The organism is Cellvibrio polysaccharolyticus (assembly GCF_015182315.1).
In the GTDB taxonomy this organism is placed as follows: Bacteria; Pseudomonadota; Gammaproteobacteria; order Pseudomonadales; family Cellvibrionaceae; genus Cellvibrio; species Cellvibrio polysaccharolyticus.
Genome location: NZ_PRDL01000001.1, coordinates 2862721 through 2882199, shown reverse-complemented (window position 1 = coordinate 2882199; position 19479 = coordinate 2862721). Strand labels below are relative to the sequence as shown.

Sequence of the window (19479 nt, the reverse complement as noted above, 5' to 3'; positions counted from 1 at the left end):
TCTCTGTTGCTGAACGGCAACCGGAATGACACTGCCCACTGAACAGGGGGCAGTGTTTTTTGTTTTTAAATATCGAGTATTTTTATGCAATTTAATCCTGATTTCCCTTGTGCCTATGGCGAGCCTTTGGCTACCGCGGTGTTCCGTCAGTTTCCTGAAGACTTTCAAGTGGAAGAGGTGCTGGGATATGAGCCGGGGGGTGAGGGCGAACACGTTTATTTGCATCTTATCAAACGGGGTGAAAATACCGCCTGGATTGCCAAACAAATTGCCAGCCTGGCCGGTGTTCAGGAGATGGATGTCGGTTATGCCGGCCGTAAGGATCGCCATGCGGTCACCAGTCAATGGTTCAGTGTGTATTTACCACCGAGTAAGCCGGAGCCGGATTGGCAGCAGCTCGTTAACGAGAATCTCAAGTTGCTGGCGTTTGCCCGACATAACCACAAACTGCGCCGCGGCGAACATCAGGCCAACCGGTTTGTGATTCGTTTGCGGGAAGTAACCGGCGCTGATCGGCAGGCTTTGGAGCAGCGTTTGGAAACCATTCGTGACAATGGCGTACCCAACTATTTTGGTGAGCAGCGGTTTGGCCGTCAGTACAATAATCTGAACCAGGCGGAATCCTTATTAATTGATCGCAAACCGATCAAGTCACGCTCGGAGAAAGGCATTATTTTATCGGCGGCACGTTCCTGGGTTTTTAACCTGGTACTGGCGGAGCGGGTTCGACAAAATAATTGGCGAGACATGGTAGAGGGTGAGCCGCAAGAATGTCCCTCCGGTCCTTTGTGGGGCAGGGGGCGGGCGATCACCCGTGGTGAGCTGGCCGCGCTCGAGCAGCAGGTGTTGGAGCCCTGGTCAGAATGGTGTAATGCGCTGGAACATCAGGGTTTGCAGCAGGAGCGTCGTCCGCTGGTGTTGCAGCCTGAAGCCATGCAATGGCAGTGGCTGGGCGGCGATCTTGAATTAAGTTTCTCGCTCTCCGCTGGCGAATTCGCAACCGCTGTTTTAAAAGAAATCACCCTTCTGACGCAGGCCGGAGCGCCCGAGTCTGGCGAATAGCGGGCTGCCTTCCGGGCTGCCTGTTAGCCCAAAGTCTGTGCCATTGAGTATGTTATAGTTGCCGCCTTTTTATCCCGGTGCATTACCGGGATTTGCATAATAAATGTACGGCAGGATCGGAAACGGCTTGAGAATGATAACAGGCTGTGTATTATTCGAGCGGCTGTCGGTCAGGCCCAAAAAAACAAGGCTGAGATGGACTGATCTCAATGGAGGGCTATGGTGAGTGATCTCATTTTGCAGGGGGTTGGCATGACTTCCTTGCGAACGCGTGAGCGTCTGGTGCAGCGTTTGATTGAACAGGGTGTTAGCGACTATCAAGTGCTTGATGTTATGCGTAACACACCCAGACATCTCTTTGTTGACGAAGCGCTGGCTCATCGCGCTTATGAAGATACCGCTTTACCGATTGGCCACGGCCAAACACTTTCCCAACCCTACATCGTTGCACGCATGACAGAAATTCTGTTGGGTGCCGGTGGCAAGCTGGACAAGGTTCTCGAAGTTGGAACCGGTTCCGGTTATCAAACATCCATACTGGCGCAACTGCTTCCCCGAATCTACAGTGTCGAGCGCATCAAACCCCTGCAGGACAAAGCGCGTGATCGCCTGCGCCTGCTGGGGCTGAATAACGTTCAGTTACGCCATGCTGATGGCGGTTTTGGCTGGCCGGAAGTGGGCCCGTTTGACGGTATTTTAAGCGCGGCAGCACCTGCCGTTGTTCCTGAAGAGCTACTCGCCCAGCTGGCACCTGGTGGTGTATTGGTTATTCCGGTTGGTGCCCGCGAGCAGCATTTACACATGATCATCCGGGACGACAGCTCGGATAAATTTATTACTCAAATTCTGGAACCGGTGAAATTTGTTCCGCTGGTTCCGGGCATAACCCGGTAAGTCTTCTTTCAGGAAATAACATGAAGCATTATTTGATGGTGTTTATCAAAGGCATGGCGATGGGCGCTGCCGATATCGTTCCCGGAGTATCGGGAGGAACCGTTGCATTTATCACCGGTGTTTATGAAGAATTGCTCGACTCCCTGAAAAAAATGACACCGGCTTCGCTGGCGATCTGGTTCCGCGAAGGTTTTGGCGCGTTCTGGAGACACATTAACGGGTTCTTTCTGATGTCGCTCTTTTGCGGCATTCTGCTCAGTATTTTATCGCTCGCCAATGTTGTCACCTGGTTGTTGGCTGAACATCCTTTGCTGGTGTGGGGCTTTTTCTACGGCATGGTACTGGCATCCACCATCTATATTGCCAAGCCGCTACCCTTCAGAAATCCGTTAATTGTTTTTCTCTTTGTGGTCGGGGTGGTATTCGCTACCGGTGTTTCCATGATTCGCCCGGCAGAATTGCCCGGTGAATGGTGGGTGGTTTTTCTGGCTGGCTCTATTGCCATCTGCGCCATGCTGTTACCCGGAACCTCGGGCAGTTTTATGCTGATCCTGATGGGCTTGTACGGATTTATTCTGCAATCACTGGTGGAATTTAACCTGGTGATTCTGATCAGCTTTGCCGCGGGTTGTGCCACTGGCTTGTTAATGTTTTCTCACCTGCTATCCTGGCTATTAAGGAATTATCACGATGTCACCCTGGCATTGATGACCGGCTTCCTTTTGGGGTCTTTAAGTATTATCTGGCCGTGGAAACACGTATTGGAAATGGTGGTTGACCGTCATGGCAAACAAATTCCGGTGCAACAGGAAAATGTATTGCCTGACCAATTTCTGGCCTTGACCGGTACCGATCCGCAAACCTTGCCGGTGTTGGGTGTGGCACTGTTCGGGTTTATTCTGGTTTTCGCACTGGAGTATGGTGCGAACGTTTATCGACGCAAATTGCAGAAATAATCCATTTCGTTGGATATTTCCTTGCATCGACGGCAAAAATAGACAAAATTGCAAAAATGGCGCCTAAAATATTAGATATATTTGTCATAAAAGCAATTTTTCAGGCTTCTTTTAACAGTAAAAAAAGCGTGCGTTTTTGTACCGTACCGAGTCCTTTATGTCACAAGCGTTATGGCGACATTTAAATGCTTATTTAAAAGTGATTGTTATCTTGATCGCTTTTTTGTCGCTGTGCGCTTGTGCTGTTAATTCCGGTGTTCACGTCATTGATCGCGATCAGCCGCCAGGTCGGCGGATTCAGACGCATCACGTTGCCAAAGGTGAAACCCTTTTCTCCATTGCCTGGCGTTATGGCCTCGATTACAAGGAATTAGCCCGCTCCAATAGAATATCTCCCCCTTTTACCATCTATCCCGGGCAAGTCATCCGTCTCCAGGCGGGTGCTCGTCAACCGGCGGTTGCACAAAATACGCCGCGCGCTCCCACGCAATCTCCCCCGCCGATGGCCACCCGACCTGTAACCGGTACCACCGCAGCAGCCGCAAAACCGGCGCCTCCAGCCGCTCGTTCTGAAATTAAAACACCCGCTGCCAGTAAACCTTCCGCACCGGTTTTATTGACCGGGGCGCCGCGCTGGCAATGGCCAGCAAGAGGAACCATCATTGCTCGCTTCCAGGCTAACACCGGCCTGAACAAGGGTATTGATATTGCCGGAAATTTGGGTGAGCCTGTGTTGGCAGCAGCGGCCGGACAGGTGGTTTATGCCGGCACCGGGCTGCGAGGATATGGCAAACTTCTCATTGTTAAACATAACGAGACGTTCCTTAGCGCTTATGCGCACAACGACACATTATTTGTTAAGGAGGGTGATAGTGTAGGCGCTGGGCAGAAAATTGCCGGAATGGGTTCAAGCGGTACAGACAGGGTCAAGCTTCATTTTGAGATTCGACGCGAAGGTACACCTGTTGATCCAATGATCTATTTACCAAAGCGTTGAAGCTGGAAAATGAACTGTCAATTATAGCGTTCAGTGAGATAAACCGATTAATTATCTCACCAACAAGGAATGGTACAGCTTGTGTAGTAACGTGTCGGCGCAGTCAGTGTCGACCGGTCAACTGAGAATAAGGGGCTGAAAAATGACTATAGGAAACAGGGATTCAAGCACATTTGACCGTGAAGATGTATTCGTCATGCAGGATATAGAGTTTGAAAGAAATGTCCTGTTAGCTGAAGACGATGACCACCCCGAACCAGCAACACCTCGTCGTGCTGGTGAAAGAATATTGGATGAAAAATTCAATAAAACTCTTGATGCAACGCAAATCTACCTCAACGAAATCGGATTCTCGCCTTTATTAAGTGCAGAAGAAGAGGTTTATTTTGCCCGTCGTGCATTGCGTGGCGATGAAGCTTCTCGCAAACGTATGATTGAAAGTAACTTGCGTCTGGTGGTTAAGATCTCGCGTCGTTATGTTAATCGTGGTCTGGCATTGCTGGATCTGATTGAAGAAGGCAACCTGGGTCTGATCAGAGCGGTTGAAAAATTCGATCCGGAGCGCGGCTTCAGATTCTCTACTTATGCCACCTGGTGGATCCGTCAAACAATTGAACGGGCCATCATGAACCAGACTCGCACCATTCGTCTGCCAATTCACGTGGTCAAAGAGCTCAACGTATATTTGCGTGCAGCCCGCGAACTGACCCAGAAACTCGATCACGAACCGACCGCTGAAGATATCGCCAGATTGCTGGATAAACCGGTATCCGATGTAGAGCGGATGTTAGGTTTGAATGAGCGCGTTACTTCTATCGATACCCCGATTGGCAACTCTTCTGACAGAACCGTTGTTGACACCATTGCCGATACCCACGTATCCGACCCTGCTGTATTGTTGCAGGACAACAACCTTACCCTCAGTCTCGACAGCTGGCTGGACGAGTTAACCGAAAAGCAGCGCGAAGTGCTGGCACGTCGTTTCGGTTTGCGCGGACATGAGGTAAGCACGCTGGAAGAAGTTGGTCATGAAATTGGTCTGACCCGTGAGCGTGTTCGTCAGATTCAGGTTGAAGCGTTGAAACGTCTCCGTGACATCATGGAAAAACAAGGTCTGGATAGCGAGGCGCTATTCGGTGCGTAATTCCCTGATGATACGCAATGAAAAAGGCAGCAATCGCTGCCTTTTTTTTCGCTTCTATTTTGAGCCCAGGTTGCTATTCTGAATCTCTTGTCCCTGCCGATTTAAAAAATATAAACTCCCTTGAGTTGCCGATGCGCGGATCATAAATAGCTAAAGTTTTTAGCTCGATTGCATCGGCAATGTCCCAAAATATCTGCCGGTCGAAAACCTTCCGGCGATGTAATAAAGGGTTAGTGCCGGGCTGGTATCGGTGGTCAATCTGCTTTATTGTGAATCACTTTGTTAGAGCTTCCTTCCGGGAAACGTCTCAACACGCTAATAACATCTGCACTTAACAATAAAGAGTTTGCCGCTATGAAGTTTTTTACTCCTCTCGTTGCATTGTCTGCGATGCTGTTTTCAGTCGCTTGCAGTCAACAGCCCATTACCTCGGTATATGACCCGAATAACGACTATACCGCCGAGTCAGTGTATGAAAAAGAGCTTGAAAACTACCCGGAAATTCGCCTGGTCAGTGCCGAGCTGCCGGAAGGCGTGGCCGAGTTTAAAAATCTTTCTTATGTGAAATATGGTCGCCGCGAGTTACAGCTGGATCTGTATGCGCCGGCCACTACCATGAGCGAAAAACGTCCGGCCATTGTGCTGGTGCATGGCGGCGGTTGGCGTTCCGGCTATCGTGAAGGCATGACACCGCTGGCCCAGCAACTGGCACTGCGCGGTTATGTAACCGCTACTATCAGTTATCGGCTGGCTCCGGAAGCAAAATACCCGGCCGCTATTCACGACGTGAAAGCCGCTATTCGCTGGTTGCGGGTTAACGCAGAAACCTATGGCATTGATGTCGATAAAATTGCTATTGCCGGCGGTTCTGCCGGTGGGCAAATTGCCAGCCTGACCGGTGTTACGGCGGGCATTGAAAAATTTGATCCGCAGGCAAAGCACAGTAAAGTTTCCAGCGACGTGCAGGCAATTATCAATATTGATGGTCTGTCCGACTTCACTTCGGAAGCTGCCCGGTTGCATGAGGACGACCCGCGTAAGAATCCATCATCGGCGGGTTTCTGGTTTGGCGGTAATTACGCGACCAAAACCGAACTGTGGCATGAGGCTTCACCCATTTATTACGTGAACAAAAATACCCCGCCGATGTTGTTTATTAAAAGCTCGGTGCCGCGTTTCAGTGTCGGGCAGGAAGAGATAAGTCGGCTATTGGATGAACAGCGGGTAAATAACCACGTTGAAGTTTTCCGCCATGCGCCGCACAGTTTCTGGTTGCTGTATCCGTGGATGAAACCCACAGCGACCATTATGGCGAATTTTCTTGATGCACAATTCGCTTACCGTATGACCTGCCATTAAAGGCAGATAAAGACTTTCGCCATGCTGACCGTTTGTCATTAGGATGTTTGTTCCAAAAACGCATGAATACATCCGTGTAGCTCCGTCGAGTCAACGGCAACTGTTCCCTACGTTGCTCTAACTTCCGCCATCCCTGGCGGGCGTCCATGACTCGACGGTTTTGGAACAAACATCCTAACGCCAAACGGCTTTAACCGCTCTGAGTGTTATCAAAAGCCGCGAGATGTTAATTCGGCAAATAACGGTACTGACCGGTGATCGTGTAATCAAACAACATGTCTTCCAGCTTTGGGCCTGCGCCTATGTTGTGAATAATCAACGGGCGTTTACCATCGGCAGATTGTTTCTCGCTGACAAAACCTATGTGCGGTAAATTGCCTGGTAACATCCAGGTCACCATATCTCCAGGTTGATAATCCTCTCCCTTCTTGCCCGGCGTTAATGATTCACCATGGCGAGTAAAAAACGTTTGCAGGTTGGGCACGCGGCGGTGGTCAATGTTGGTGTCCGGTCGCGTCTGGTTCCAAATACGGCGCGCCGGGTATTGATCGAAATGCGCACGAATATCCTCATGAACTTCTTTCTGCAAATCTATACCGATGGCGCGGTAACTGCGCACAATAACATCGGTGCATACACCAAACTGCGGCGGAATATCGCCACCGGGATAATCAATTTTAAACCAGGCAGCGTTATAGGTAATGTTTTGCTGCGTACTGGCCATAGCCGCTTGCAGCACCTTGTCCATATCTGCCAGCGCGCTTGTCGCCAGCGAGCAGAGTAACGGCAATAACCATAAGGTGCGTAGCTTCATCAGTATTTTCCGGAGTGAAAAAAAGGTTGGAGTACTGCCGGAGCAAAACGTTGCAGGATATGAAAAACCAGCAAGCCCGCCAGAATGCCACTGCCGTTGGCGAGAATATCCAGAAAGCTGAAGGTGCGGGGCGGCATAAAGTGTTGCGCAACTTCAATGGCGATGGAGTACACCAGCAGAATCAGTGCGCGATAGCCCCAATGCCAACGCGGCCAGAGAAAACTGATAGAAATGCCGGCAACCAGGTAGCCGGTAAAATGCATCAGCAGATCATTGTACATAGGCACCATGTTGCCCGGACTGGGCGTGAGCCCCAGCACCGTGTAAATAATGAGCATGGCAAGAAATTGTAAATAGCAGACTAAAGGCCAGATTCTGAGCAGGAGGTTCATAGCATTCCGTGAATTGAAAAAAGGCCAGTTTAACCTGGCGGGGCTTCCGGGAAAAATTTAACAGGGCTGAGAAAATTTGACGGGTGTGAGAAACCTGACAGGCTCGCGACAATTAACCCTGTCTGCAAAAACTTGCCAGGGCGGGTTAACCGCGGATGAGATTATTTGCTGGCGAGTTGTTTTTGCAGCATGGCTTCGGCGGCGTACAAATCCTGTGGCGTGTTGATATTAAAAAAAGGATCGTAGTGCGGGTTTTCGAAATCGACAAAGGTTGCACGATGCTTGCCTGCCCATTGTCGCAAGTCGACCTGGGTATCGCTGGTAAGCACCTGCTCAATTTCCGCTAACAAGCTGATATGCCATAACGCAAACGCGGGCTGGATACGATCATTGGCGCGGGCGATAACCAGTTGTTCGTCCGAGGTGATAGCGGCCCATAACTTTTCCACCTGATCTTCCGGCAAAAAAGGCGTATCGCTGGCAAAACTGACCAGCCATTCACTGTGTGGAGCATTGGCCTGCATCCACAGCAGTGCCTGGTAAATACCGGCCAGCGGGCCTGGTTGGCCGGGAATGCTGTCCGCCAGTACTGGCAAGCGGGTGCGGGCAAACCGCAGGGCATTCCCGTTAGCGCTCAGCAGCATGGTGCTGACCTGGGGCAGGGCGCGGGCGAGAGAACGTTGTAACAGGGTTTGGCCAGTCAGCGGCAGCAGGCATTTATCGCCACCGCCCATCCGGCGCGCTTTGCCTCCCGCAAGCATAACTCCAATAACTGTTGGCTGATCACTCATGCGGAAAATTCTTCAAGATGAAAATTGCGCCACCATTATAAGCTGATATGTGGCCTTCGTGTAACGTCATTCTGAAAGCTTACGCAGGAAAATAGAGATTGCCAAGCACGGCTCCGGCCTGGAAACGGTTACTTTGGTTAGTTAATAGCTATCGGAGGTATTCATATTATTAATTTTTATAATGATTGGCGCTGCTTTACTCTGGCACCTGTTCCCAAAACGAGTTTGCCCAGGTAACCGCAGGAGTATTTTATGAGCCTTACCACCTTGACCACAGCAGCTGGCGCCCCGGTGCCTGACGACAATAACAGCATCAGCGCCGGTTCCCGGGGGCCGTTGACCTTCGATAACCATTACCTGTTTGAAAAGCTGGCGCACTTCAACCGCGAACGTATCCCGGAGCGGGTGGTGCATGCGCGGGGTACCGGGGCTTATGGCGAGTTCACGTTAAAGAGCGGGCTTGAGCCATTGACCATCGCCAATTTTTTACAGACAGCCGGTGAAAAAACTCAGGTGTTTGTGCGCTTTTCTACTGTGGGTGGTGGTCAGGACTCCAGTGACTATGCCCGTGATCCGCGCGGTTTTGCGGTGAAGTTTTATACCCGTGAAGGCAACTACGACATCGTTGGTAACAACACCCCGGTATTTTTTCTGAATGACCCCATCAAGTTTCCTGATTTTATTCACTCGCAAAAGAAAAATCCGCGCACCAATTTGCCTGATCCGGCCGCGATGTATGAGTTTTGGGCGAATCATCCGCAGTCATTGCACCAGATGACCATTCTCATGTCGGATCGCGGTATTCCTGCGTCCTACCGGCACATGCATGGTTTCAGTTCGCACACGCTCAGTTTGTGGAACGCGAAGGGTGAGCGCTATTGGGTGAAGTGGCATTTTAAAAGTTGCCAGGGTATCAAAACCCTGACCGCTGAGGAGGCCGCGCAGCAACCGCCTTTTGGCGCGCAGCAGGATCTGGTGGACGCCATTGACCGTGGCGACTTTCCCGCCTGGCGAGTGTATCTCCAGGTATTGACCGAAGCCGATGCGGCGCAGTGGTCGCTCAACCCGTTTGACCTGACCAAAGTCTGGTCGCAAAAGTTGGTTCCCTTGCAGGAGATAGGCACCTTGCAACTGAACCGCAACGTAGAAAATTATTTTGCCGAGACCGAGCAAGCTGCTTTTGCACCCAGTAATCTGGTTCCGGGTACCGGCGCTTCGCCGGACAAAATGTTGCAGGCGCGTTTGCTGGCTTATCAGGATGCGCATCGCTACCGTTTGGGCGTTAACGCCAATCAGATTCCGGTCAATGCACCGCAATGTCCGGTTAATCATTACCAGCGCGATGGTGCAATGGCCGGCTGCCCTTTTTCACAAGGGCGCAGTGTGCAAACCCGCGAGGTTAATTTTTTCCCCAATGATCGCAGCGCCGCCGGTGCACCGGTTCCGGATATTCGCGCTCAGGAACCACCGTTACGCCTTTCGGCAGAGGCGGTTGCCCGTTACGACCAGTCCGGTGAAGATTATTACTCGCAGGCGGGTGATTTGTTCCGGTTGATGACGGAAGATCAAAAGCAACAGCTGGTGAACAATATTGCGGGTGGTTTGCGTTATGCCAACACATCCATACAGGAGCGCATGCTGGCCTACTTGCACCAGGCTGACGCCGATTACGCGGCCCGGGTTGCAGCGCTGTTAGGTTAGTGAGCTGACGTCGCTGTTGCGGACGACATTAAAAAGCCGGATCGATGTGATGTCGATCCGGCTTTCAGGTTGATATGATTTTTACAAAAAGCACCTGCGACCAGGGTTTTATTTAAACAGCTGCTGGGCAAAAAACCATAAATCCTGTTTCCATACATGCCAGTCATGTTTGCCTTGTGGATACACCGTCCAGCGGTGATCTACCTGATTGCGATCAAGGTATTTGTGCAGCGTATCGCTGACATGAAACAGTTGATCACTATCGCCACAGGCCACATACAGCAGTTTCAGTTGACGGTTCAGCTTCGCCGGGTCAGGCACCAGCATGGCGGGTGGGCGAGTATTGGGTGCTGCGGAAAATCCGCCAACCCAGGCGAACTTGTCGGTGTGGCTCAGCCCGATATTCAATGCCTGGCCACCACCCATCGACAAGCCGGCAATTGCACGTGACTCGGCGCTATTTTTCACCGCATAGCGGGATTCTATAAACGGGATGATATCCACCAGCAAGTCCTGCTCGAAAACCGCAAAGGCGGGCGCATGTTCAAATAAATTGCCTTCAGCGCGGTCGTTTTGTTGCGCGCGGCCATTGGGCAAAACCACCAGCATGGGTTCTGCGATGCCCTCGGCGTAGAGATTATCCATCACCGCTTGCAGGTTGCCAAAACGCGACCATTCGTATTCATCACCACCAATACCGTGCAACAAGTACAGCACCGGATAGCGTTTTTTCGGGTCATAACCTGGCGGTGTATACACTTGCAGGCGCCGTTCAACGCCAACGGTGGTGGATTTGTAACGCAGCTCTTGCAATGCACCTTGATGCTCTGCACGCTTTTCACTGTCAAAATGTTTCACCGGCAGTGCCGCGTTATCGTTGTGAGCGCCTTGTGAAACTGGCTGCTGAGCGGTTTGGCAGCCGCTGATCATCAATAGCAAAAGCAAAAACCAGCACTTCATCATCAGTTCTCCGACAGGCTTGTTATTGTGGTGGGACAAGTTTCTTTTAAGTGTACACAGGGATGCATAAGCGCGACATTTTTTTATCGCGGTTGAGAACCGGGTGGCGGCAAAGCGATGGAACGTGGGTAATACATGGCGGGAGGAAGAGTGCCAGCCGCTGATGGTACAGCGCAGGGGAGAATAGCAACCAGCCACAAGGCCGGTTGCTATTTGAGCGGGTATTGCTTGATGTTACAGGTTGGTCAGATTTTGAACTGCAAGGTGTTTTCGAGTAGGCGGCTGGCGCTTTGACGCATATTCAGGCTGTAACCCAGCGTTTTTTCTACCTGATCCAGGATATTTTCCGAAGAGTCTCCCAGCTCACGCGTACTGCGTGACATTTGTTCGGCAACGGTTGCCTGCTGCTCGGCGGCGGTAGCAATTTGCGTATTGAGGTCGCGCAGCATTTCTACGTTGTTAACAATCAACTGCAAGGATTCGCCAGCGCTGGCAGCACTTTTTACCGACATCTGCGCACCGTCAAAACTTTGCAAAATAATATCCACGGCTCTGGATGCACGCTGTTGCAGTTTTTCAATAACCGAGCGAATTTCGGCGGTAGAGTCCTGTGTGCGTTTGGCGAGTGACCGCACTTCGTCAGCTACAACCGCAAACCCTCGACCCTGCTCGCCGGCGCGTGCGGCTTCAATAGCGGCGTTGAGAGCCAGCAGATTGGTTTGCTCGGCAATGCTGCGAATAACTTCCAGCACGGCACTGATGCCGGCAACGTCGTCTTGCAACTCGGTAATAATATTTTTTGCATCCCCCACATTGTTGCCCAACTGGTTGATGGCGGTTATGGCATCGTTAACCCGCGTTCTACCTTCCAAGGCTGTATCGCGGGCCACATCCGTGGCTGAACTGGCTTCAATACAGGTGCGCGCAACTTCCCGCACGGTTGCCGCCATTTGCGTGGCAGCAGACGCGGACTGCTGGGTCTGGTTGTTTTGTTGATCCAGCTCGGCGCGGGTGTCGTCGGTGACGGCTTGCAGATCAACCGACAGTTTATTGACCTGGTCGGCGGAGTCCTGAATATTATTAATGAGCAGTGATACCTGCGTAACCATCGCCGTCAGGTTGTCGGCAACATCACCAATCACATCATGGCTGTCTACCTGCAAGGTGCGGGAGAAGTTGCCCGCCTTGAGTTCCTGAGTGAGGTCGTTAACCGAGGACACGCTGAGGTTCAGCGCTCGCAATATACCCATGGCCAAATAACAGCCGAGAATAATGCAGGCGAGGGCCACTATCAGCAGCAAGGTGCGTGAGGTGTTGGCGTCTTCGCGCATTTGTTGCGCGGTCTTCATCAGCTGCTGGCTGGCGAGGCGATCCATCACGCCAATACTTTCGATGAGCTTGCTCGCCCGACTAAAAAATTCACTGTTGGTGGTGGTTGGTACTTCCGGCTCCAGCACCTGCTGGTTGAGATAGCGGTTGAAATCGTCGGTGTCGGCAATCACTTTTTCCACCGCGCTGGCGAAGTAGCTACGCAGGTTTTCGTTGCGGTTGAGCAAATGGACTTGCTGATTAAACCCGCTCATCAGGTTGTCGATTACTTGATGCAAACCGGTCAGCGTGGCCAGGTTCTCCGGTGAAATTTCGCCGGCGGTGAGCGCCGCCGCACCGCGTGCGCGTAATTGGCCGGTCATTTCCTGCAAGCGGGGAATTTGGAACAGCGTCATCTGCGACAGATAATAATTATCGCGGGTTGATTGCAGTTCAATATCAAAGTAATCCGTCAGGTAGGTCACTTCGGTTTGTATCTGTTCAATCAATTGCGTGTGCAGCGCAAAATTTCTCGCCGGATTTTTTTCGCCGCCATTTATTTTCAATGTGCTCCAGACCGTTGCGATAGCCGGCAAGGTCGTGTCGAAGCGGGTGGTGCGGGCAATGCGCTCAATCACCTGTTTGAATTGGGCATCCAGTTCCTGCTCGAGGGTGGTCAGCTCGGTAGCGGTGTTGGTTGCACCAGCGAGATATTGCGCGCTGATACCGCGATGCCTTGCGATACCGAGGCTGAGCGGTTTTATTTCAAGAATCAGGTCAATACCTTCTTCGGTATAGCTGGCGGCGTTGACCACACGGGTATGGTCAAACCATTGCTGCCCCAGTAACCAGAGATAAGGAATAAGAAAAATAACAACAACCGTGAGCAACTTGCTTGAAAAAGACATCCGGTTGGCCAGCTGAACTGCAGGTGTGAATACACTGGACATGATTATTCCCTATGGGGGATTGAGAGTTGAGCGAGGGGTTGAGGCGGAAGAAATCATCGCGGTTCAAACAGTATAAAATATATCGGTTGAACAGCGATGATCTGTATCAATCAAAGCGGGAGAAAGGTAACAGCGTTAAATAGCGATTTGCCCTTCCACCGACTGCAACTTGCGACGCGCCAGCGCGAGGTTGGCTTTGCTGCGATCCAGTACGTAATACACGAAGAGTTCACGGGTTTGGGTTAACGGACGAATCAAATGGTATTGTGAGTCGAGCGTGATCAGCATGTCTTCAATATTTTCATTAAGGCCCAGTGCTTTAATGGTTTTCAATTTTGCGCGTATCACTTCGGTGTTGCCACCTGCCGCGATATCCAGATCCAGGCCCTGACCAACAGAACCCAGCATCATCCCGCTGGAATAATCCACCAGTGCTGCCGCCATTGCGCCGTCGATATCAAGCAGTTGTTTAAGCGTGTCTGTAATAGAAGATGACATAAACAGTCCTTATGTGGAGAGAGAGTCGAGCTCGGTGAGCTCTTGCAGAGAAGCGGTCAGTTCTTTGGCCGCGTTTTTGATTGCCCACAGGGCGTGTCCGTAAGTGGTGTCTTTGCCCATGACGGCGAGCAACACCAGGTTGTATTTCGGGCCGTGTACCCGGCGGCACAACACCAGACCCTGTTCGGTTTCCAGTACAGTGCCTTCCAGGGCACCCAGGCCAAATTCCTTGACGATGGATTTGCTTAAACCATCCAGTGCGGCGGCCATGGCGGTGGCTTTTCGGCCGGGTTGCAGTTCAACGTCAAGCAGCGCAATAGGAAAACCGTCGGTGCTGGAAACTACCGCCAGTTTTAAATTATCGGCGGTCTGTTTCAGGAGTTGCAAATGGCGTGTGCAGAGCAAACGCAAAGGGGACGTCGACGTTGACATGGTCAGGATCCTTGAAAAAGTTGGTTCAGTTCTGCGTTAGCGATCAGCGAGTCAATCAGCAGCGACACATGGTGTTGCTCGCGCACGTCGGTCACAAATAGCGGCAGCGCCAGCCCGCGTTGTTCCAGCACTGCCTGATAGGGCGCCAGCACCTGGGCCGAAGGCAGGTTGGTATGACCAATGCCAATCACCAGCGAACCGCGTTCTACCAGTGCCGGAAAGGCGTCGAGATAAGTGAGCAGCTGTGCGGTGGCCTGTTCGTTGTGACAGAGCAACAAAATGGCGCCCATGGCACCTTCGGCCAGCACCGGCCACATAAATGAAAAGCGCTCCTGTCCGGGTATGCCGTACAGCGCTACGGTTTCGCCTTCGTCGAGATGAATTTCGCCGTAATCCATGGCAACGGTGGTGGTGGCTTTCTCGTGCGCTGCTTTGTCGTGATTTTCAGATTCGGTACAAATTGGCGGAATATCGCTAACGGCGCGAATGGCGGTGGTTTTACCTGCGCCCATCGGGCCAATAAATATAATTTTCATGGGCATCATGCCTGGTTAATACCCAATCCCAGGCGATTTCGCAGGCGCTGGAAGAGGTTTTGTGAATCATTATTCTGACGTTGTAATTGCGCCGCTGCCGGGGCGGTACGAATATCCAGCCCCAACCCACAGCGCTCGCAAGCACGCAGAAAAGCTTCAATATCTGCCGCGCTTGCCTGGGAAAATTCCACACCCTGGTTGATGCTGGCGTGTTGGCGGGTATAAAGCGCCGCCAGCCGCATCAGCTTCGGCGAAGACACCCACTCGTTAAACAACGGCCATTTACCAATACGAAACTCCTGGGTCGGTTGCGCCCAGGCGGTGTTTTCTGTGGATTTTTCGTTGAGGGATATTGCCCACAGCAGGCGTTTGAGAGAGTGAATTTCTGCCAGTTCACCGGGCGGTGTTTGCTCGCTGCGTACCTCCGGCAAGGCCACAGCGGCGCCAAGCGTGTGGCTGAGGGTGGCGAAGTCGAGCTGTTTAACGCGCACCTGATCCAGCGCGGGGATCACGGCGATAACATAGTCAGGGTGTTGCAGCAGTGCCGGTGCTTTCAAACCGGCGAGCAAAGCGCCCAGCGAGGCAGCAGTGGGTGTGGCTGCCGATGCTGGCAGGCGGTGTTCGCAATCTTCCAGCAGCGACATAAGGCCGAATAAACGCAATGGCCACTCAATGCGCGCCGGTTCAGCACGGATCAGTTCTTCATTGAACGCGCCCAGCGCAAAATCCGGTTGATTGGCGGCATCCCGAATAATCACCACTTCAGCGGTTTGACCTTCTTCGACGTAATTCCAATTGCTCCGGGTTCTCCCCTTGAGCATTTTCAATTGTTGCTGCAACAGACCTTGTTCGTGGTCGCTCAGCCCTTGTGACGAGATACGAAAAAAACGGTTTGAATTCATCAGGATAGGAGCTCAAATGCTCTGCATTGAAAGGCGGGCGATACGAATTTTCGGCAACTTGATCGAACGGTGATCAGTATAACGGCGCCAACCTCTCAAAACAATATGTTGAATTGAATGACAGAAAGAAATTTTACGCGACAGCGCCAAAACGGTTGCTGTGGACTAACATGGGGTGTCACCATAGCGACGAAACGCGATTGCCGCGGTGTAAAGCGGCGCTATCGCGCTGTAAAAAAGCTGACTTTCAATCGCGTTGGCAATGCAGATATCAGGGTTTAAGAGGATGGCTTGCAGGGAACCGTCTTTTTTGGCGCCCGGGTCATAACAATAACGCACCATTAGCCGCTACTGAACCTAACCTTATGGTCATCAGTTACTTTATTCAGTACCTCAGGCACCACTTCCAGGGATGATATCTATGCCGTTTATTTCCGTTACCCGCCGTTTGCGCTGGGTTTTCTTTTTGCTGATGTCGGCGCTGGCCGCAGTGGTCGCGGTTAAGAATTTGTTTGTCGTCTCGCCCTCGTTGCAATTTGCCGTGACCTTTTCCCGGGAGGAGGCACTGCAAGCTGCTGAAACCTTCCGCCTGGAAAACTTCCCTCAACTTGCTGCCCGGCGGCAGGCGATCGTGTTTGAGTCCGATGCGGCGCTGCAACATTATGTAGAGCTGGAGGCGGGCGGTGTCGCTGCGTATCAGCAGCTGATCGGCAACCCGGCAGCGGCAACCCATGGCTGGTGGGTACGTTTGTTCAGTGAAGGCCAGGAAGAAGAGTTGGGCGTTGGATTCTTTCCGGATGGTCAACTGGCCGGTTTTGCCTTCCGCCAACCGGAAAATAACCCGGGGGCCGACTTGCCCGAACCCGAGGCGCTGGCGTTAACCGAAGCGGCGATCACAAGCTTGCTGGGTGAGCAGTTTGCCGATTACCACCTGCTCAATAGCGCCGTTGTTCGTCAAACCCGTGGCCGGGCAGACCATCGCTTTACCTGGGAGCACAAGCATTTACAGGCCGGTGAGGCACGCTTTCGACTGGAAGCACTGCTGGCCGGTGACCAGCTGGTTTCGCTGGTGCGAATTAAACATATCCCGCAGGCATTCGAGCAGCGCTTTGGCGAAATGCGCGCGCTTAATCAGCGTATCAGCCAGGTTGCCAACGCCCTGATGGGGTTGGTGTTTGGCCTCGGCGGGTTTTTGCTGGGCGGTATCTGGCTGATTCGTCAGGGGCAATTGCAATGGCGCAAGGCGGTGTGGCCAGGCGTTGTTCTGGCCGCCGGTCTGGCCACGGTGGTGATAGTGAATTTACCCACCGCCTGGATGTACTACCAGACCGTTACCTCGTCGGGCACTTTTTTGTTCCAGCAACTTTTCCAGGCGCTGGCGACTTTTTTCTTCTTCGGTATTTTCTGGGTGGCGCTCTACGCGGTCGCGGAGGGTTTGAGCCGCATGGCCTTTCCCCGGCATCCGGGTTTATACGGGTTTTTTAACGCGCCCCAGGCGGCATCACCGGAGATAGTCGGGCGGGTGCTGGGGGCTTACATCTGGACCGGGTTCTTTTTGTTGTACGCGGTGCTGTTTATCGCGCTTACGGCGCGCTGGGGTTGGTGGCAACCGGCCTGGTCGCAGGTAGACCCTAACATCCTCGCCAGTTGGCGACCGGGTGTGGCGCCGCTGTTTAACGCCTTGCAGGCGGGCACCTGGGAAGAATGTTTGTTCCGTGCTATCCCGCTGTCGATTGCGGTATTGCTGGGGCGTCGTTTTGGCATGCTCCGCCCGTTGGTTATCGGCACCTTGTTGTTGCAGGCGCTGGTGTTCGCCGGTGCTCACGCCAACTATCCCAACTTGCCGGGCTACAGCCGGGTAGTGGAACTGTTTATTCCGGCACTGGTGTTCGGCCTGGTGTTTTTACGCTACGGGTTGATGATCGCCATCCTCACCCATTTTCTTTATGACCTGGTGTTAATGAGCTTGCCGTTGTTTATGACCGACGACAGCCGCTTGTGGATTGATCGGGCGATAGTTATCGCTGCCGGCTTGCTGCCTTTGTTGGCCGTGATGTGGGCGCGCTGGCGAGCGGGTAGCTGGCAATCGCTACCGGATAGTGCCCGTAATCAGGGGCTGGTAAATGTCGTTGTGCGCGAACAAGTTGCACCGCCGCCGGTTATTTCGGTGCCAGGTTCGTGGCAATTCTCTCCCGCCGTATTGGTGGTTATCACGGCTATTGGTATTGGCGGTTTATTACTCGCCTGGACCCGGCCGGATGCCGTGCAATGGCAGGGCTACACCGCCAGCCGCAGTGAGGCGTTGCAGGCCGCAGAGCAAGTATTGCAAGCGCGAGGTGTGCAGCTTGAAAGCGGTTGGCGTGCCAGCGTGACGGCGATCGGTGGCGAGAGTAATGCCTATGTTTGGCAGGAAGTGGGCGCATCCGGTTATCAGCAATTGATCGGGCGTTATTTATCAGCGCCCCGCTGGCGCGTGCAATGGCAGCGGTTTGATGGTCCCGTGGAAGAGCGCACCGAAGTGTGGACCCTATTGTTAAACCCGGATGCCAGCTTGCACGCGGTGAGTCAGCGCCTGCCAGAGGCGCGGCCGGGTGCGTCTTTGGATCGTGAACAGGCGGTGCATTTGGCGGCTGCGTTCGTGGCGGAAGCCGGTTGGGGAGATGCAGCCCAATGGCAGGAAAAGGCAGTACGGGAGATCAATCGCCCGGCAAGGCGCGACTGGGTAGTTGAATGGCTGAACCCGGATGATTGGCAGCAGGACGAAGCCACTGCCTGGATTCGGGTCGTTGTTGCCGGCGACCGTGTGGTGGACGCCAGCCGGGGCATTGATACGCCGGAAGCCTGGCACCGCCAGCAACAGATCAGGCAAAGCGAGCGCACGCCACTGAACATTGCGGCCGCAGTGCTGGCGCTGGTGTTGTTTATTGCTGCTATCAGCAGTTTTTTTGGCAAACAGGCAGCAGTTCGTTTCAGCATTCGTGCGGCGCTGCCGTGGATGGCGGTGATTGGTTCAGGATACCTGTTGGTGGGGCTGCTGTGGCTGGAGCCGACCATGGCGCATTTTGATGCTCTCGGCAGCTGGTCTGCGCAGTTGGCGGTGGTGGTATTAAGCAGTCTGGTTTCGCTGGCTTTTGTGCTGGCGGTGGTGTTTCTACTGGTGCAGGTACTTTACAGTTTGCCGGTTTCACCAGCGGGTAATGCCCGCCGGGCCTGGCCCATCGGTTTTGCGCTGGCGATTGCGCTGACGGGTGTAGAAGCCGCCGTGCGCTCGGTGATTCCGGTCAGCTACCCACCGGCCAATTACATTGGTGATTACCCCACCTGGATTCCCTGGCTGACGGCGATACTGAACCCCTGGAAATCGCTGCTGGGCTCACTGGTGTTACTGGTATTGGCCACCGGCCTTAGCCGCTTTACGCACACCGCCAAACGTTGGTGGCTGGTGATGGGTGTGGCGTTGGTGTGGTTGGCTGTCACCAGCCTGGCGCAAACCGATATCCTTGCCGCGCTGGCGAAAAGCCTGGCAACCCTGGTTACAGTAGGCTTGCTAATGGCGTTGATTCGCCGTGAGCAGGCGGCAGTCGCGCTGGTAATGGTGATGGTGAACGCAATGCTCAATACCCTGTGGGTGGCCAGTGCCGACTATCCGTTTGCCTGGTTTCACGCTTTGCTGGCCATGCTGGTGTTAGGGCTAGTCAGTGTCGGTTTATTCAAACACTGGTTGGCCTGGAGTGCGCGGCCCATCGAAAACTGAAGCGATGGCGGGTGACAACACTGACCGGT

General features: G+C 53.0%; 17 protein-coding genes. 8 read left to right on the top strand and 9 right to left on the bottom strand.

Annotated features, from left to right (window positions below; genetic code table 11):
* Positions 1 to 84 precede the first annotated feature (84 nt).
* From truD to C4F51_RS12300, 6 genes are all read left to right on the top strand, one after another.
* Positions 85 to 1062: a tRNA pseudouridine(13) synthase TruD gene (gene truD / locus C4F51_RS12325; RefSeq protein WP_193910208.1), complete on the top strand. Its 978-nt coding sequence runs from the start codon at positions 85 to 87 to the stop codon at positions 1060 to 1062.
* 252 nt (positions 1063 to 1314) lie between these two features.
* Positions 1315 to 1956 (top strand): protein-L-isoaspartate(D-aspartate) O-methyltransferase, encoded by a 642-nt coding sequence (locus C4F51_RS12320; protein WP_193910207.1) that lies wholly within the window; start codon positions 1315 to 1317, stop codon positions 1954 to 1956.
* Between the two features lie 20 nt (positions 1957 to 1976).
* Entirely contained in the window at positions 1977 to 2912 is a 936-nt protein-coding gene (locus C4F51_RS12315) for a DUF368 domain-containing protein (protein WP_235992330.1), read from the top strand.
* Positions 2913 to 3069: 157 nt separating this feature from the next.
* Positions 3070 to 3909 carry a peptidoglycan DD-metalloendopeptidase family protein gene (locus C4F51_RS12310; RefSeq protein ID WP_193910205.1) on the top strand — a complete coding sequence of 280 codons (840 nt, stop codon included), beginning with the start codon at positions 3070 to 3072 and terminating at the stop codon, positions 3907 to 3909.
* Between the two features lie 142 nt (positions 3910 to 4051).
* The gene (gene rpoS, locus C4F51_RS12305; RefSeq protein ID WP_193910203.1) at positions 4052 to 5053 is read left to right on the top strand and encodes an RNA polymerase sigma factor RpoS; all 1002 of its coding nucleotides are present in this window, start codon (positions 4052 to 4054) and stop codon (positions 5051 to 5053) included.
* Between the two features lie 354 nt (positions 5054 to 5407).
* Positions 5408 to 6412: an alpha/beta hydrolase gene (locus tag C4F51_RS12300; protein WP_193910201.1), complete on the top strand. Its 1005-nt coding sequence runs from the start codon at positions 5408 to 5410 to the stop codon at positions 6410 to 6412.
* A 226-nt stretch (positions 6413 to 6638) separates the two neighbouring features.
* Here the strand turns inward: C4F51_RS12300 and C4F51_RS12295 are convergent, their stop codons facing one another.
* The 3 genes from C4F51_RS12295 to mobA form a co-directional block, all read right to left on the bottom strand.
* Positions 6639 to 7226 (bottom strand): DUF1287 domain-containing protein, encoded by a 588-nt coding sequence (locus C4F51_RS12295; protein ID WP_193910199.1) that lies wholly within the window; start codon positions 7224 to 7226, stop codon positions 6639 to 6641.
* The gene (locus C4F51_RS12290; RefSeq protein ID WP_202987675.1) at positions 7226 to 7618 is read right to left on the bottom strand and encodes a VanZ family protein; all 393 of its coding nucleotides are present in this window, start codon (positions 7616 to 7618) and stop codon (positions 7226 to 7228) included. The genes C4F51_RS12295 and C4F51_RS12290 overlap by 1 nt, the downstream gene beginning before the upstream one ends.
* A gap of 161 nt (positions 7619 to 7779) precedes the next feature.
* Positions 7780 to 8409, bottom strand: coding sequence for a molybdenum cofactor guanylyltransferase MobA (mobA, locus tag C4F51_RS12285; RefSeq protein WP_193910197.1), 630 nt, complete (start codon positions 8407 to 8409; stop codon positions 7780 to 7782).
* A gap of 252 nt (positions 8410 to 8661) precedes the next feature.
* Here mobA and C4F51_RS12280 point away from each other — a divergent pair, with 252 nt between their 5' ends.
* Positions 8662 to 10110 (top strand): catalase, encoded by a 1449-nt coding sequence (locus C4F51_RS12280; protein WP_193910195.1) that lies wholly within the window; start codon positions 8662 to 8664, stop codon positions 10108 to 10110.
* Between the two features lie 108 nt (positions 10111 to 10218).
* Here the strand turns inward: C4F51_RS12280 and C4F51_RS12275 are convergent, their stop codons facing one another.
* The 6 genes from C4F51_RS12275 to C4F51_RS12250 all read right to left on the bottom strand — a co-directional run bounded on the left by C4F51_RS12275 (position 10219) and on the right by C4F51_RS12250 (position 15696).
* The gene (locus C4F51_RS12275) at positions 10219 to 11073 is read right to left on the bottom strand and encodes an alpha/beta hydrolase (protein WP_202987674.1); all 855 of its coding nucleotides are present in this window, start codon (positions 11071 to 11073) and stop codon (positions 10219 to 10221) included.
* Positions 11074 to 11315: 242 nt separating this feature from the next.
* Positions 11316 to 13328, bottom strand: a complete 2013-nt coding sequence (locus tag C4F51_RS12270; RefSeq protein WP_193910194.1) for a methyl-accepting chemotaxis protein — start codon at positions 13326 to 13328, stop codon at positions 11316 to 11318.
* A 135-nt stretch (positions 13329 to 13463) separates the two neighbouring features.
* The gene (locus C4F51_RS12265) at positions 13464 to 13826 is read right to left on the bottom strand and encodes a hypothetical protein (RefSeq protein WP_193910192.1); all 363 of its coding nucleotides are present in this window, start codon (positions 13824 to 13826) and stop codon (positions 13464 to 13466) included.
* A 9-nt stretch (positions 13827 to 13835) separates the two neighbouring features.
* Positions 13836 to 14258, bottom strand: a complete 423-nt coding sequence (locus tag C4F51_RS12260; RefSeq protein WP_193910190.1) for a roadblock/LC7 domain-containing protein — start codon at positions 14256 to 14258, stop codon at positions 13836 to 13838.
* A gap of 2 nt (positions 14259 to 14260) precedes the next feature.
* Complete coding sequence (locus C4F51_RS12255; protein ID WP_193910188.1) at positions 14261 to 14794, bottom strand: GTP-binding protein; 534 nt, start codon at positions 14792 to 14794, stop codon at positions 14261 to 14263.
* Between the two features lie 5 nt (positions 14795 to 14799).
* The gene (locus tag C4F51_RS12250) at positions 14800 to 15696 is read right to left on the bottom strand and encodes a hypothetical protein (RefSeq protein ID WP_193910186.1); all 897 of its coding nucleotides are present in this window, start codon (positions 15694 to 15696) and stop codon (positions 14800 to 14802) included.
* A 421-nt stretch (positions 15697 to 16117) separates the two neighbouring features.
* Between C4F51_RS12250 and C4F51_RS12245 the strand changes: the two genes are divergently transcribed.
* Positions 16118 to 19450, top strand: a complete 3333-nt coding sequence (locus C4F51_RS12245; RefSeq protein WP_193910185.1) for a CPBP family intramembrane glutamic endopeptidase — start codon at positions 16118 to 16120, stop codon at positions 19448 to 19450.
* Positions 19451 to 19479 lie beyond the last annotated feature (29 nt).